13 protein-coding genes and 3 tRNA genes are annotated in these 13069 nt (G+C 71.6%); 5 read left to right on the forward strand and 11 right to left on the reverse strand.

The window, feature by feature from the left end:
- Nucleotides 1-2: 2 nt before the first annotated feature.
- The 8 genes from HUN58_RS02470 to tilS all read right to left on the reverse strand — a co-directional run bounded on the left by HUN58_RS02470 (nt 3) and on the right by tilS (nt 6724).
- Nucleotides 3-524 (reverse strand): PH domain-containing protein, encoded by a 522-nt coding sequence (locus tag HUN58_RS02470; RefSeq protein WP_058742270.1) that lies wholly within the window; start codon nt 522-524, stop codon nt 3-5.
- 22 nt (nt 525-546) lie between these two features.
- Nucleotides 547-1035, reverse strand: a complete 489-nt coding sequence (locus tag HUN58_RS02475) for a DUF3180 domain-containing protein (protein WP_144805168.1) — start codon at nt 1033-1035, stop codon at nt 547-549.
- Entirely contained in the window at nt 1032-1607 is a 576-nt protein-coding gene (gene folK / locus HUN58_RS02480) for a 2-amino-4-hydroxy-6-hydroxymethyldihydropteridine diphosphokinase (RefSeq protein WP_141859759.1), read from the reverse strand. Before folK ends, HUN58_RS02475 begins: the two co-directional genes overlap by 4 nt.
- Nucleotides 1604-1993: a dihydroneopterin aldolase gene (gene folB / locus HUN58_RS02485; protein ID WP_141859758.1), complete on the reverse strand. Its 390-nt coding sequence runs from the start codon at nt 1991-1993 to the stop codon at nt 1604-1606. The genes folK and folB overlap by 4 nt, the downstream gene beginning before the upstream one ends.
- Nucleotides 1990-2991 (reverse strand): dihydropteroate synthase, encoded by a 1002-nt coding sequence (folP, locus tag HUN58_RS02490; protein WP_254631602.1) that lies wholly within the window; start codon nt 2989-2991, stop codon nt 1990-1992. The genes folB and folP overlap by 4 nt, the downstream gene beginning before the upstream one ends.
- 6 nt (nt 2992-2997) lie before the next feature.
- Nucleotides 2998-4986, reverse strand: coding sequence for an ATP-dependent zinc metalloprotease FtsH (gene ftsH, locus HUN58_RS02495; protein ID WP_058742467.1), 1989 nt, complete (start codon nt 4984-4986; stop codon nt 2998-3000).
- A 147-nt stretch (nt 4987-5133) separates the two neighbouring features.
- Nucleotides 5134-5685, reverse strand: a complete 552-nt coding sequence (gene hpt, locus HUN58_RS02500) for a hypoxanthine phosphoribosyltransferase (RefSeq protein ID WP_058742466.1) — start codon at nt 5683-5685, stop codon at nt 5134-5136.
- Between the two features lie 16 nt (nt 5686-5701).
- Complete coding sequence (gene tilS, locus HUN58_RS02505) at nt 5702-6724, reverse strand: tRNA lysidine(34) synthetase TilS (protein WP_114850630.1); 1023 nt, start codon at nt 6722-6724, stop codon at nt 5702-5704.
- Nucleotides 6725-6788: 64 nt separating this feature from the next.
- On the opposite strand from tilS, the gene HUN58_RS02510 reads away from it, so the two are divergent.
- Complete coding sequence (locus HUN58_RS02510) at nt 6789-7280, forward strand: inorganic diphosphatase (RefSeq protein WP_058742464.1); 492 nt, start codon at nt 6789-6791, stop codon at nt 7278-7280.
- 89 nt (nt 7281-7369) lie between these two features.
- On the opposite strand, the gene HUN58_RS02515 is transcribed toward HUN58_RS02510, so the two are convergent.
- Nucleotides 7370-8848, reverse strand: coding sequence for an NlpC/P60 family protein (locus HUN58_RS02515; protein ID WP_180225856.1), 1479 nt, complete (start codon nt 8846-8848; stop codon nt 7370-7372).
- 28 nt (nt 8849-8876) lie between these two features.
- Nucleotides 8877-10181, reverse strand: a complete 1305-nt coding sequence (locus HUN58_RS02520; protein WP_114850628.1) for a M23 family metallopeptidase — start codon at nt 10179-10181, stop codon at nt 8877-8879.
- A 256-nt stretch (nt 10182-10437) separates the two neighbouring features.
- On the opposite strand from HUN58_RS02520, the gene HUN58_RS02525 reads away from it, so the two are divergent.
- From HUN58_RS02525 to HUN58_RS02535, 3 genes are all read left to right on the forward strand, one after another.
- Nucleotides 10438-10510, forward strand: a tRNA-Glu gene (locus tag HUN58_RS02525).
- A gap of 57 nt (nt 10511-10567) precedes the next feature.
- Nucleotides 10568-10644, forward strand: a tRNA-Asp gene (locus tag HUN58_RS02530).
- Between the two features lies 1 nt (nt 10645).
- Nucleotides 10646-10718 (forward strand) — tRNA-Phe (locus tag HUN58_RS02535).
- 173 nt (nt 10719-10891) lie between these two features.
- On the opposite strand, the gene HUN58_RS02540 is transcribed toward HUN58_RS02535, so the two are convergent.
- A complete protein-coding gene (locus HUN58_RS02540) occupies nt 10892-11902 on the reverse strand; it encodes an aldo/keto reductase family protein (protein ID WP_180225857.1) in 1011 nt (336 codons plus the stop codon).
- 124 nt (nt 11903-12026) lie between these two features.
- Between HUN58_RS02540 and HUN58_RS02545 the strand changes: the two genes are divergently transcribed.
- Nucleotides 12027-13022 (forward strand): SDR family oxidoreductase, encoded by a 996-nt coding sequence (locus HUN58_RS02545; protein ID WP_144805151.1) that lies wholly within the window; start codon nt 12027-12029, stop codon nt 13020-13022.
- Nucleotides 13023-13069 lie beyond the last annotated feature (47 nt).

Consider the following 13069-nt stretch of genomic DNA (forward strand, 5'->3'; position numbering starts at 1 on the left):
CCCTACAGCCCGGCGCGGCGGGTCTCGGCGAGCTCGACGAGCCGGTCGCGCAGCGCGTCGGCGTCGGCTGCGGGGATGCCCGGGATGCGGACGTTCGTCGAGGCTGCCGCCGTCACGAACTTCAGCTCGCTCAGGCCGAGCACGCGGTCGAGCGGTCCGCGGTTCACGTCGACGAGCTGCATCCGGCCGTACGGCACCGCGGTGAAGCGCTGCCACATCAGGCCGCGGCGGAGCACCAGGTCGTCGTCGCGCAGGGCGTACCCGATCGCGCGGACCCGGCGCGGCGTGAGGACCGCCGTCACGAGGGCGACCACGGCCACGACGATCGCGATGAGGCTCCACACGGTGCCGGCGGTCTGGCCGAAGCCGTCGTTCAGCACCGCGAACAGCACGCAGCCGGCGGTGAGCACGAGCCCGACGAGCACCGTGCTGACGAGCTCGGTCCAGACGAGCTTCGGCGACACCCGCGTCCACGTGGTCCCGGTCAGGCCGAGGCCCGGCTCGTCGAGTCGTTCCAGCGGCATCACGGCCTCCTGCGGTCGTCGGTCAGTTCGCCGTCGTGCCGCCCCTCGGCAGGTCGTCGTCGTCGTCACCCGGGGGTGGCGCGATGCACATGCGCTCGGCGACGATCGCGCACACCACGAGCACGGCACCGCCCCCGACCGCCACGGCGTTCGGCAGGACCGAGCCTAGCGGCGGCAGCGCGGAACGGGTCAGGACGTACACCAGGAGCCCCGCACCGAAGCCGCCGAACAGCGCGCCCGCGATGCTCGACGCCTTCGCGAGGACCACGACGCGCGTCGCGTAGAGCGGGTCGACGGCGCGCTGCCGGGACGCCCCGTCGCGTGCGTGCCGCCGCACCGGGCGGGCCATCAGCACGACGGCGACGCCGATCAGGGCGAGGGTCGCACCGAGCGGGGTGGACAGGAACAGCGTCGGCGCCTGGCGCGAGGCCAGGACCGCGTCGAGCGCGAACCCGGCGACGGCCGCCACGAGCGCGACGCTGACGAGGGTGGAGGCGCGGGTCGGCTTCACGCGGTCGGCTCCGGTGCGAGCGGCTCCGACCGGGAGGCGCGGGTCGGACGGGAGGCGCGGGTCGGCTCGTCGAACAGGCGCGGCTCGTCGACGCGCTCGGTGTCGTCGCCGACCGCTGCGAGCAGGTCGGCCACCGGTCCGACACCCGGCAGCACGGCGTCCGGGTCGGCGTCGAGCCACGGCGCGAGCACGAACGCCCGTTCCCCGGCGCGCGGGTGCGGCACCGTCAGGGTGGTCGTGTCGAGCACGAGGTCGTCGATCGCCACGACGTCGAGGTCGAGCGTCCGGTCGCCCCAGCGCACCTCGCGGGTGCGGCCGTGCTCGTCCTCGATCCCGTGCAGCGCGTCGAGGAGTTCCTGCGGGCCGAGGTCCGTGTCGACCACGACGACGCCGTTCCGGTACCGCGGCTTCGTCGTGTCGAGGCCGTCCAGGGTCAGCGCGACCGACTCGACCTCGCGGCTCGACGCGACCGGGCGGACGCCGGGCAGGTCGGCGATGGCCCGGGCGGCGGCGCGCAGGGTGCTCCCGCGGTCGCCGAGGTTCGCGCCGAGGGCGATGACCGCCCGGCTCACTCTTCTTCCTCGGACGGGACGGCACCGCCGCGGGTCCGCCGGATCGTGATCGACACGTCGCTGAACGGCACCGTGATCGGCGCCTGCGGCTTGTGCACGGTGACCTCGGTCGCCAGGGCCGCGCGGTGCGTCAGGACCGCGGCGGCGATGCGCTCGGCGACCGTCTCGATGAGGTCCACCGGGTCGCGTTCGATCTCGGCGACGACCTGCTCGGCGAGCACACCGTAGTGCACGGTGTCGGCGAGGTCGTCGCTGCCGGAGGCCGTGCTCGCGTCGACCTCGACCGCGACGTCGACGACGAAGTCCTGGCCGTCCTGGCGCTCGTGGTCGAAGACGCCGTGGTGGCCCCGGGCGCGGACCCCGGTCAGTCGGATGGTGTCCCTCATGTACGTGCTGCCCTCCAGGCATCCCAGACGTCGAGCACGGCACGCGTCGGTGCCGGGTCGTGCACGCGGACCCCCCAGGCGCCGCGTTCGGCGGCGAGGAGGCTGATCGCGGCGGTGGCGAGGTCGCGGTCCCGCGGCGGGGCGCCGGCAGCGCTGCCGACCCCGTCGAGGAACCGCTTGCGGGAGGCGGCGACGAGCACCGGCAACCCGATCGAGGCGAAGCGTTCGTAGCCGGCCAGGATCTCCCAGTTCTGGACGCCCTGCTTGGCGAAGCCGAGGCCGGGGTCGATCACGACCTGCTCCTGCCGGACCCCGAGCACGATGAGCTCGGCGACGCGCAGCTCGACCTCGCGGCGGACCTCGTCGACGGCGTGCGCGTACTCGGCGTTCCGGTACATGCGGTCGCTGTGGCCGCGCCAGTGCATCACGACGAAGCCGACGCCGGTGTCCCGGACGACCCGCACCATGTCGTCGTCGGCGAGCCCGCCCGAGACGTCGTTGACGATCACGGCGCCGGCCTCGACCGCGCGCTCGGCGGTCGCGGCGTTCATCGTGTCGACGCTCACCGCGATGCCCTCGGACACGAGCTGGCGGACGACGGGCAGCACGCGCTGCTGCTCGACGTCCACGGGGACCCGTTCGGCGCCCGGTCGGGTCGACTCCCCGCCGACGTCGACCAGGTCGGCGCCGTCCGCGACGAGCCGCCGGGCGTGCGCCACGGCCGCGTCGTACGCCTGGTGCAGCCCGCCGTCGCTGAACGAGTCGGGCGTGACGTTGAGGATGCCCATCACGCGCGTGCCGTCGGCGACGGTCCGTCCGGCCGCGGTCCGGTCGGCGCGGGTCGACGCGGTGACGATCTCGGGCACCGGTGCCGGCGCCCGGAGGTCGATCGCGACCGTCGGGGGCTCGGCGGCTGCGGCGCGGGCGGCGAGCTCGACGTCGCGCGCCGAGCTCGCCTCGGCGAGCCGGCGCGCGCGCCTCGTCGGCAGGTCGGTCATGCCGGCCTAGGCGGGGGCGATACCGGGGTTGCCGAACGGCCGACGGCGGGGCTTCGACGGCGACTCGGTGTCGCCCTGCTCCGCCGCGGTCGAGGCGGCCTTGCCCGGGAACTCGATCGCCGGCAGGTTCGAGACCGGCCGCTTGTCGCTCGAGAGCCACTGCGGGCGCTCGGGCAGCTTGCGGACGTCCTTGAAGATCTCGACGAGCTCCGGCGCGTCCAGCGTCTCCTTGTCGAGGAGCTCGCCGGCCAGGCGGTCGAGGATGTCGCGGTTCGCGTTGAGCACCTGGTAGGCCTCGTCGTGCGCGGCCTCGAGCAGGGCGCGGGTCTCGGCGTCGACGGTCTCGGCGATGTTCTCCGAGTAGTCGCGACCGCCGTTGCCGCCCATGTCGCGACCGACGAACGGCTCGCTCGACCCGGAGCCGAGCTTGACAGACCCGACCGCACGGCTCATGCCGTACTCGGTGACCATCTTGCGCGCGGTCGACGTGGCCTTCTCGATGTCGTTCGAGGCGCCGGTCGTCGGGTCGTGGAAGACGATCTCCTCGGCCACGCGGCCACCCATCGCGTACGTCAGCTGGTCGAGCAGCTCGTTGCGCGTCACGGAGTACTTGTCCTCGAGCGGGAGCACCATCGTGTAGCCGAGGGCGCGGCCGCGCGGCAGGATCGTGATCTTCGTGACCGGGTCGGTGTGCCGCATCGCCGCAGCCGCCAGGGCGTGGCCGCCCTCGTGGTAGGCGGTGATGAGCTTCTCCTGGTCGGACATGATCCGGGTGCGGCGCTGCGGGCCGGCCATCACGCGGTCGACGGCCTCGTCCAGGGCGCGGTTGTCGATGAGCTGCGCGTTCGAGCGGGCGGTCAGGAGCGCGGCCTCGTTGAGGACGTTCGCCAGGTCGGCGCCGGTGAACCCGGGCGTCTTGCGGGCGAGGAGCTCCAGGTCGACGCTCGCGGCGAGCGGCTTGCCCTTCGCGTGCACCTCGAGGATCTGCTTGCGACCAGCGAGCGAGGGGGCGTCGACGCCGATCTGGCGGTCGAAGCGGCCGGGGCGCAGGAGCGCGGGGTCGAGCACGTCGGGACGGTTCGTCGCGGCGATCAGGATGACGTTCGTCTTGCCGTCGAAGCCGTCCATCTCGACGAGCAGCTGGTTGAGCGTCTGCTCGCGCTCGTCGTTGCCGCCACCGATCCCGGCGCCGCGGTGGCGACCGACGGCGTCGATCTCGTCGATGAAGACGATCGCCGGGGCGTTCTGCTTCGCCTGGTCGAACAGGTCACGGACGCGGCTCGCACCGACACCGACGAACATCTCGACGAAGTCCGAACCGGAGATCGAGTAGAACGGCACGCCCGCTTCACCGGCGACGGCGCGGGCGAGCAGGGTCTTGCCGGTCCCGGGAGGGCCGTACAGCAGCACGCCCTTCGGGATCTTCGCGCCCACGGCCTGGAACTTGGCCGGCTCCTGCAGGAACTCCTTGATCTCGTGGAGCTCCTCGATCGCTTCGTCCGAGCCGGCGACGTCCGCGAAGGAGACCTGCGGGTTCTCCTTGTTGTTCATCTTCGCGCGGGACTTGCCGAACTGCATGACCTTCGAGCCGCCGCCCTGGGCGCTCGAGAGCAGGAACCAGAACAGGGCACCGATGATGAGGAAGGGAAGGATGATGCCGAGGAGCGAGAGGAACCAGTTCCCCTGCTGCACGGTGTCGTTGTACCCCTTGGGGAGGTTCGCGTCGTTGACGGCCTGGATGACCTCTTCGCCGCGCGGCGTGGAGTAGTAGAACTGCTCCTTCGCGTTGCCGTCCTTGAGGGTGAGGTCCACGCGCTGCTCGGTGGAGTTCACCACCACGGAGGAGACCTTGCCGTCCGAGAGCTGCTCGAGACCCTTCTGGGTGTCGATCTGCTGGGTGCCGGACTGGCTGATCACGGCCCAGCCGATCCAGATCCCCACGATCGCGATCAGCACGTAGATGTACGGCCCGCGGAGGATGCGCTTGAAGTCCATGTGATCCGGGCACGGAGGCCCGACACCTTTCTCTGCCGGAGTTGCGTGGTCGTCAGCATACGGCCGCGACTCTGTGGCGGGGATGGGTGTCCTCTGCGGGCGAACTCCACACGCTCGACGAGTCGGCCGAGCGGGCCGACCGGACCGTCAGGAGTAGACGTGCGGCGCGAGCACGCCGATGCCGCGCAGGTTGCGGTAGCGCTCGTCGAAGTCCAGGCCGTACCCGACCACGAAGGCGTCCGGGATCTCGAAGCCGGCGTACTTCACGTCGACCTCGACCTTGGCGGCTTCGGGCTTGCGCAGCAGTGCGACGATCTCGACGCTCGCGGCCCCGCGGGACTCCAGGTTCTGCTTGAGCCACGAGAGCGTCAGGCCGGAGTCGATGATGTCCTCGACGATGATGACGTCGCGGCCGTGCAGGTCGGTGTCGAGGTCCTTGAGGATCCGCACCACACCGGACGACTTCGTGCCGGAGCCGTACGACGACACCGCCATCCAGTCCATGCGCGCCTGCATCTTGAGGTGCCGCGAGAAGTCGGCCATCACCATGACGGCGCCCTTCAGCACGCCGACGAGCAGCGGGTCCTTGCCCGCGTAGTCACGGTCGACCGCCGCGGCGAGGTCGGCGAGCTTCGCGTCGATCTGCTCGGGGGTGAAGAGCACTTCGGACAGGTCTGCCTGGACGTCGGAGAGTTCCACCGGTCCAGGGTAACCGTCACGGCGCGGCGCTGAACGCCAGCCGGTCGCCCTCCCGAGCGGCCTGCACCCCGGGCAGGTCGATCGGTCCCTGTCCACGCCAGTCGGTGACGAGCCGGCAGACCTCGAGCGTCTGGGTGCGCGACAGCGTGACGCCGAACTCCCCCTCGACCGCCAGCCGGACGAGTCGCTGCCGGAGCGCGGGCGGGTTCGCGAGGAGCCCCGACACCGACAGCGAGATGCCCGCCTCGGCGTGCTCGGCGAGGTCCTCCGCGAGCTCCTCGGCGAAGTGGTCGAGCGCTGCCGCGTCCTCGCGGAGCTGGTCGGCCGTTCGGGCGAGCGCCTCGGGCACCCCCGCGCCGAGCTCCCGCTCGAGGGCCGGCAGGAGCGTGTTCCGCACCCGCACCCGGGTGAACGCGGGGTCGTCGTTCTGCGGGTCGTCCCACGGGGCCAGTCCGGCGGCGACGCAGGCCTGGCGGGTGGTGTGCCGACGCACCGCGAGGAGCGGCCGGCCGTAGGCCGGTCCCTCCGCCCGCCGCACCAGCGGGGCCATGCCGGACAGGGCGTCCGGCCCGCTGCCGCGCAGCAGGCCGAGCAGCACGGTCTCGGCCTGGTCGTCGAGCGTGTGCCCGAACAGCACCAGGGGCGACCCGGTGGCGGTCGCGACGAGCGCGACGGCCGCGTGGCGCGCCTCCCGTGCGGCCGCTTCCGGACCACCGTCGGACCCGACCGCGACCCGACGGACGGTCACCGGCTCGAGTCCCAGCGACGACGCCTGCCGGGAGGCACGGGTCGCCACCGCCTCGCTGCCCGCCTGGAGCGCGTGGTCGACCACCACGGCGCCGGCCCGCAGGGCCTGCTTCGGCGCCTCGAACGCGGTCGCGGCCGCGAGGGCGAGGGAGTCCGCACCGCCGCTCAGCGCGACGGTCACGAGGTCACCGTCGCGCACGATCCCGTCCTGTCGGGCCTGCGCGAGCAGCCCGCGGACGGCGCGACGGGTCTCGGCGACGGCGGGGTCGAGCCGGGGGCGCGGAGCGTTCACCCGGTAACGTTAGCCGCGCTTTCGGAACCACCGACAGCCCGATCGACAAACCAGGAGTGCAGACATGGCCGCGTACGACGTCGTCGTCGAGATCCCCAAGGGCAGCCGCAACAAGTACGAGGTCGACCACGAGACCGGTCGCGTGTACCTCGACCGCGTGCTCTTCACGTCGTTCGTCTACCCGACCGACTACGGCTTCTTCGAGAAGACCCTGGCCGACGACGGCGACCCGGTGGACGCGCTCCTCCTGCTCGAGTACCCGACCTTCCCGGGTGTCGGCGTCAAGGTCCGCCCCGTCGGCGTCTTCAAGATGAGCGACGAGGCCGGCAACGACGCGAAGGTGCTGGTCGTCCCGGCGAAGGACCCGCGCTGGGCCCACGTCCAGGACATCGCGGACGTCCCGGAGCAGACCAAGGCCGAGATCGCGCACTTCTTCGAGCGCTACAAGGACCTCGAGCCGAACAAGTGGGTCAAGGCCGAGGGCTGGGGCGACGCCGCCGAGGCCGAGGCGATCGTGCAGGCCGGCCAGGCCGCGTACGTGCCCGCCGGTCACTGACCGCCTGACACCGACGACGACGCCCGCCCTCCGATCAGGAGGGCGGGCGTCGTCGTTCGTCGCGGGGTCGCCGGGATCTGCGCTCGGGGTCAGAGCGAGCCGGTCGGGCGGGCGACGTACGGCAGGAGCTGGCTCGGGGTCCAGATCGCCCGCTCGAGCACGCCGCGCTGCGGATTCGCCGCCTCGACCATCATCCCGCCGCCGGTGTAGATCGAGTCGTGGTAGGCGCCGCTCACCGAACCGTTGCTCGAGTAGAACAGGATGTCGCCGGGCTGCCGCTGCGACAGCGGGACGAGCCGGCCGATCGACTGGAAGTGGTTGTACTGCCAGACGACGTTGTGGCCGCCGGTCGCGACGCCCTGGGAGCCGTAGGCCATCATCACGAGACCGGAGCAGTCCCAGACGTTCGGGCCGGCACCGCCGAAGACGTAGGCGTCGCCGATCTGTGCGCGGGCGTAGGCGATGGCGCCGGCGGCCTTGGACGGGCTGCTCTGCACCGGGGTCGGCGCGGGAGCGGGAGCCGGGGCGGGCTTCGGCGCGGGAGCGGGCTTGGGTGCCGGTGCCGGGGCGGGCGCCGGGTTGCTCGGCTGGCTCGTGCTCGGCTGGTTGCTGCTGGGCTGGTTCGAGCTGGGCCGGTTCGAGCTGGGCTGGTTGCTGCTCGGCTGGTTCGAGCTGGGCTGGTTGCTGCTCGGCTGGTTCGCGCTGGGCTGGTTCGCGCTGGGGCTCGTGCCGCCGGACGGGGTGTTCGACGACGGGCTGTTCGACGTGTTCGAACCGCTCGACCGGCCACCGGTGGTCTCCGCCGCGAGCTGCATCTCGGAGCGCTGCGCCTGCTGCGCGTTCCAGTACGCCGTCTCGACGTCGACGCTCGTGCCCTTCAGGAACGCGAGCTGTGCGAGCACCTCGGCCTGCTTCGACTGCTCCTGCTGCACGCGCGTCTGGGCGGAGCTCGCGGCGGAGTTCGCCGCGTCGAGGGCCCGCTCGGACGCAACCGTCGCCTTCGCGAGCGCGGTCGTCGCCGAGGACTGCTGCGCGGCGAGGGCGTCGACCGTGTTCTGGTCCGCCTGGGCCTGCGCCAGCGCCGTCGCCGAGCGCTCGGACAGCTGCGACATGGTGCCGACGCGGTAGAGCAGGTCCTTCGAGTCCGACGAGTCGACGAGCATCGAGGTCGAGATGTTGCCGCCACCCGTGCGCGACAGCTCGACCATCAGCCCGGCGACCTGCCCGGCGGACTCCTTCGCCCGCTGCGCCGCGCGCTTCGACTGCGCCGTCAGGTCGTCGAGGGTGTCCTTCGCCTGCTGCTGCTCGGACGCTGCCACGGCGTACGCCTGCCCGGCCTGCATCTCGACCACCTGTGCCGCGTCCGCCGTGTCCTGCAGCGACTGCAGCCGACTCGACAGCTCGTCGACGGTCTGCTGCGCGTCGGCCGCGTCCGCCTTCGCCGCTCGGACGTCGTCCCAGCTCGGCGTGGAGGGCGCCGCGTGCGCGGGACCGACCACGACGATCGACAGACCGATGCCGAGAGCTGCGACCATCGCGGTGCAGCCGGTGCGGGTGGCGGACTTCATGGTCAGTGCCTCTCGACGGCGCGCTCGTTCATACCGAGATCCCCCGCGCGGCCATGAAGGGGACCGGGTCGACGGCGGAGCCGTTCACCCGGGTCTCGAAGTGCAGGTGGCACCCGGTCGACCAACCGGTGGAGCCGATCTTCGCGATCTGCTGGCCGGCGGAGACGTGCTGCCCGACGGACACCAGGATGCCGCCGTCGACGATGTGCCCGTACGCGGTGGAGATCCCACCGCCGTTGTCGAGCACGACCTCGTTGCCGTAGCCGCCGCCGTTGGCCGCGAACGTCACCGTGCCGTCGTGTGCGGCGTAGATCGGCGAGTAGCAGCCGGGCGCCAGGTCGACCCCGGCGTGCAGGGCGTGGGCGTGCGTGTACGGGTCGACGCGCCAGCCGAACGGGCTGGTCTGGTAACCGCCGGCGGGACGGACCCAGCCGGACGACGTCGGGGCACCGCCACCGGAGCCGCCGGACCCGTTGCCCGAGCCACCGCCCTGGTTCGCCGCGGCCTGCGCGGCTGCCGCCTGTCGGGCCTGCTCGGCCGCGATCGCCGCGAGCCGGGCCTTCTCGGCCGCGACGCCCTTCTGGTAGTCCGCCTCGACGTTCTGCTCGTTCGTCGTCAGGAGCGTCAGCTGCGCCTCGAGCCGCGTCTTGTTGTCGTTCTGGGCGTCGACCGCGGTCTGTGCGTCGTCCGAGGCCTGCTGCGCCTGCTTCGCCTTCGCCTGCGCCGCCTCGGCCAGGGCGCCGAGGGCCTGCTTCGCCGACTGCGCCTTGTCCGCCAGACCCTGGGCGACGCCGCGGTCCTGAGTCGCCTGGGCGTAGATGCCGTCGGCCTGCTCGGTGAGCTTCGACATCGCGCCGAGCTCGTAGAGCAGGTCGCTCGACGAGGACGGGTGCGTGAAGATGTCCGTCGTCACGTCGTCGCCGCTCGCCCGACCGAGCTGGGCGGCGAGCTGCCCGGCCTGCGCCTCGGACTGCTTCGCGGTGCGCTCGGCCTCGTCCGCCTGGGACTGCAGCGTCTGGTGGGTGAGCGTCGCCTCGTCGAACTTCGTCTGCGCCGTCTGGTAGGCGGTACCGGCGGCCTCGGCCGCCTTCTGGGCGGCGGACGCTTTGGTGGTGAGGTCGGCGAGGAGCCCCTTGATCTCGGTGACCTTCGCCTGCTGGGCGGCCTGCGAGGCCTTCGCGGCCTGGACGTCGTCCCAGCTGGGGTAGCTCGTCGCGGACGCCGAGGTCGCGGGCACCAGGGCACCGAGCGCGCCGGCTGCGAGCGCGACGGCGACCGCGGCGGCGAGGACGCGGCGGCGGGGCAGGCGGGAGAACAGAGGTGCAGTCGTCATGAGTCTCGATTTCGTAACAGCGCGGCATGGCTCACGCACGTAACACTGTCAACAGACGCAACAGTAACAACAGGGGTCGCAGCAGGGACACCCCCGTGCGAGGGCGCCTGGCCGTCGACGATGCTCGCACTCCCCCGTTGGTCGGACCCGTCTCCACAGCGCGACACGCCGGGGATGCACGTTCCGGGGCACTCGATTTGTGCATCGCCCGGGGCATCCGTATGCTTGTCCATCGGTAGCGCACGGCGCAGCTTGCGGCCCTATCGTTTAGTGGCCTAGGACACCGCCCTTTCACGGCGGCAGCACGGGTTCGAATCCCGTTGGGGTCACTCCACGTGAGTGAGCAAGCAACCGAGCAACACCGAGAAGTACCCACAAGTACACATGGCCCTGTAGCGCAGTTGGTTAGCGTGCCGCCCTGTCACGGCGGAGGTCGCGGGTTCAAGTCCCGTCAGGGTCGCCACGGCTGGATAGCTCAGTTGGTAGAGCGTTCGACTGAAAATCGAAAGGTCCACGGATCGATGCCGTGTCCAGCCACGGTGAAGAGCCCCTCACGCAAGTGAGGGGCTCTTTTGCGTTCCCGGGGGCGTGCTCGAGGCTCGGCCTCGCAGCTCGGCGTGCCGCCGCACAACCGGAAGCACGCCGCGCCGCGCAATTCCGCGGTGTCGCATGCTTCCGGTCGTGCTGAGCGCCGGAGACCCGCCGCTGGCCTAGGGTTCGCGGGTCTTCGGGCTGCTGTCGTTCGTCTTCGCCGGGTCGCGTTCGACGACCGAACCGAGGGCGTCGTCGATCCGGGACATCAGCTCCGCGGGGATCGTGACCCCGGCAGCGCCCGCGTTGTCGTGCACCTGCTCCGGCCGCGAGGCGCCGATGATGGCCGACGCGACGTTCTGGTTCTGCAGCACCCAGGCGACCGCGAGCTGCGCCATCGACAGGCTGAGCTCGTCCGCGATCGGCTTGAGCTCCTGCACCGCGGTCAGGACCTCGTCGTTCATGAAGCGCTCGATCATCTTCGCGCCGCCCTTGTCGTCCGTGGCGCGCGAGCCCTCCGGCAGCGGCTGCCCGGGCTGGTACTTGCCCGTCAGGACGCCCTGGGCGATCGGGGACCAGACGATCTGCGAGATGCCGAGCTCCTCGGACGTCGGGACGACCTCGCCCTCGATCACCCGCCAGAGCGCCGAGTACTGCGGCTGGTTCGAGATGAGCTGGAACCCGAGGTCCTTCGCGAGGGCGTGCCCGGCGCGCAGCTGCTCGGCGGTCCACTCCGAGACGCCGACGTACAGGACCTTGCCCTGCCGGACGACGTCCGCGAAGGCCTGCATGGTCTCCTCGAGCGGGGTCTCGTGGTCGTACCGGTGCGCCTGGTACAGGTCGACGTAGTCGGTCTGCAGCCGCTCGAGGGAGCCGTCGATCGACTCGAGGATGTGCTTCCGGCTCAGCCCGGTGTCGTTGTGGCCCTTCGGACCCGTCGGACCGAAGACCTTCGTGGCGATCTCCAGGGACTGCCGGCGCTCCCCCTTCAGGGCTTCGCCGAGGACGGTCTCGGCACCGGTGTTCGCGTAGACGTCCGCGGTGTCGAAGGTCGAGATGCCGACGTCCAGGGCGGCCCGGACGCAGGCGATCGCCGCGTCGTTCTCGACCTGGGAGGCGTGGGTCAGCCAGTTGCCGTACGTGATCTCGGACACCTTGAGGCCCGAGTCGCCGAGGTAGCGGTACTCCATGTGCGTGTCACTCCTGTCGTGGAGCGCTTCGGTGCGCCCCGACCCGTGACGGTACGCGGCGACTGAGGGGCAGGATCGCAGGAGCGCGGTGCACAGCGGCACCGCCGGGAGCGAAGGAGCATCCATGTCGGGACCGAGCGTGCTGTTCATCGGCGGCAGCGGCATCATCAGCGCCGCCTGTGTGCGTGAAGCCGTCGAGCAGGGGTTCGACGTGACCGTGCTCAACCGGGGCGAGACGGACAAGCGGCCGATCCCGGAGGCCGTGACGCGCCTCCAGGCCGACGTGTCGGACCGCACCGCGCTGGAAGGCGCGATCGGCGACCGACGGTGGGACGTCGTCGTCGACTTCGTGGCGTTCACGCCGGACCAGGTGCAGCGCGACGTCGAGGTCTTCACCGGGCGGACGCGGCAGTACGTCTTCATCTCGTCGGCCTCGGCGTACCAGACGCCTGCCACGCACCTGCCGATCACCGAGTCGACGCCGCTGAAGAACCCATTCTGGCAGTACTCGCGGGACAAGATCGCGTGCGAGGACCTGCTCGTCGAGGCGTACCGCGAGGACGACTTCCCGATGACGATCATCCGCCCGTCGCACACCTACGACGAGACCCTCGTGCCGTTCTCGGGCGGGTGGACGGTCCTCGGGCGGATGCGTGCGGGCAAGCCGGTCGTGGTGTGCGGCGACGGCAGCTCGCTGTGGACGATCACGCACGCGCGGGACTTCGCCGTCGGGTTCGTCGGGCTGCTCGACCGCGCCGAGGCGATCGGCGAGGCGTTCCACATCACGGGCGACGAGGCACCGACCTGGGACCGGATCGCGCACGAGCTCGCGGCCGCTGCCGGGGTCGAGGACCTGGAGATCGTGCACGTGCCGTCCGATGCGATCGACGCGCTCGACGCGGACTGGGGTGCGAGCCTGCTCGGCGACAAGGCGAACACCTCGGTGTTCGACAACACGAAGGTGCAGACGCTGGTGCCGGAGTTCGCGCAGACCACGTCGATCCGGCAGGGTGCGCGCGAGATCGTCGCGTGGTTCGACGCGGACCCGTCGCGACAGGTGACGGACGAGCGGCTCGACGGCCTGATGGACCAGCTGGTGGAGCGCTGGCGGGTGCGCTGACGCGCCGGTCTCGGCCGGAACGACGGATGGGAGGCACGTGGCGGATC

The organism is Curtobacterium sp. Csp1 (assembly GCF_013347185.1).

Coding starts and splice junctions, on each gene's coding strand:
- HUN58_RS02515 (WP_180225856.1), bottom strand. CDS start 8,848: ATGAAGTCCGCCACCCGCACCGGCTGCACCGCGATGGTCGCAGCTCTC.
- HUN58_RS02545 (WP_144805151.1), top strand. CDS start 12,027: ATGTCGGGACCGAGCGTGCTGTTCATCGGCGGCAGCGGCATCATCAGC.
- folB (WP_141859758.1), bottom strand. CDS start 1,993: ATGAGGGACACCATCCGACTGACCGGGGTCCGCGCCCGGGGCCACCAC.
- HUN58_RS02470 (WP_058742270.1), bottom strand. CDS start 524: ATGCCGCTGGAACGACTCGACGAGCCGGGCCTCGGCCTGACCGGGACC.
- HUN58_RS02540 (WP_180225857.1), bottom strand. CDS start 11,902: ATGGAGTACCGCTACCTCGGCGACTCGGGCCTCAAGGTGTCCGAGATC.
- folP (WP_254631602.1), bottom strand. CDS start 2,991: ATGACCGACCTGCCGACGAGGCGCGCGCGCCGGCTCGCCGAGGCGAGC.
- ftsH (WP_058742467.1), bottom strand. CDS start 4,986: ATGGACTTCAAGCGCATCCTCCGCGGGCCGTACATCTACGTGCTGATC.
- HUN58_RS02520 (WP_114850628.1), bottom strand. CDS start 10,181: ATGACGACTGCACCTCTGTTCTCCCGCCTGCCCCGCCGCCGCGTCCTC.
- HUN58_RS02510 (WP_058742464.1), top strand. CDS start 6,789: ATGGCCGCGTACGACGTCGTCGTCGAGATCCCCAAGGGCAGCCGCAAC.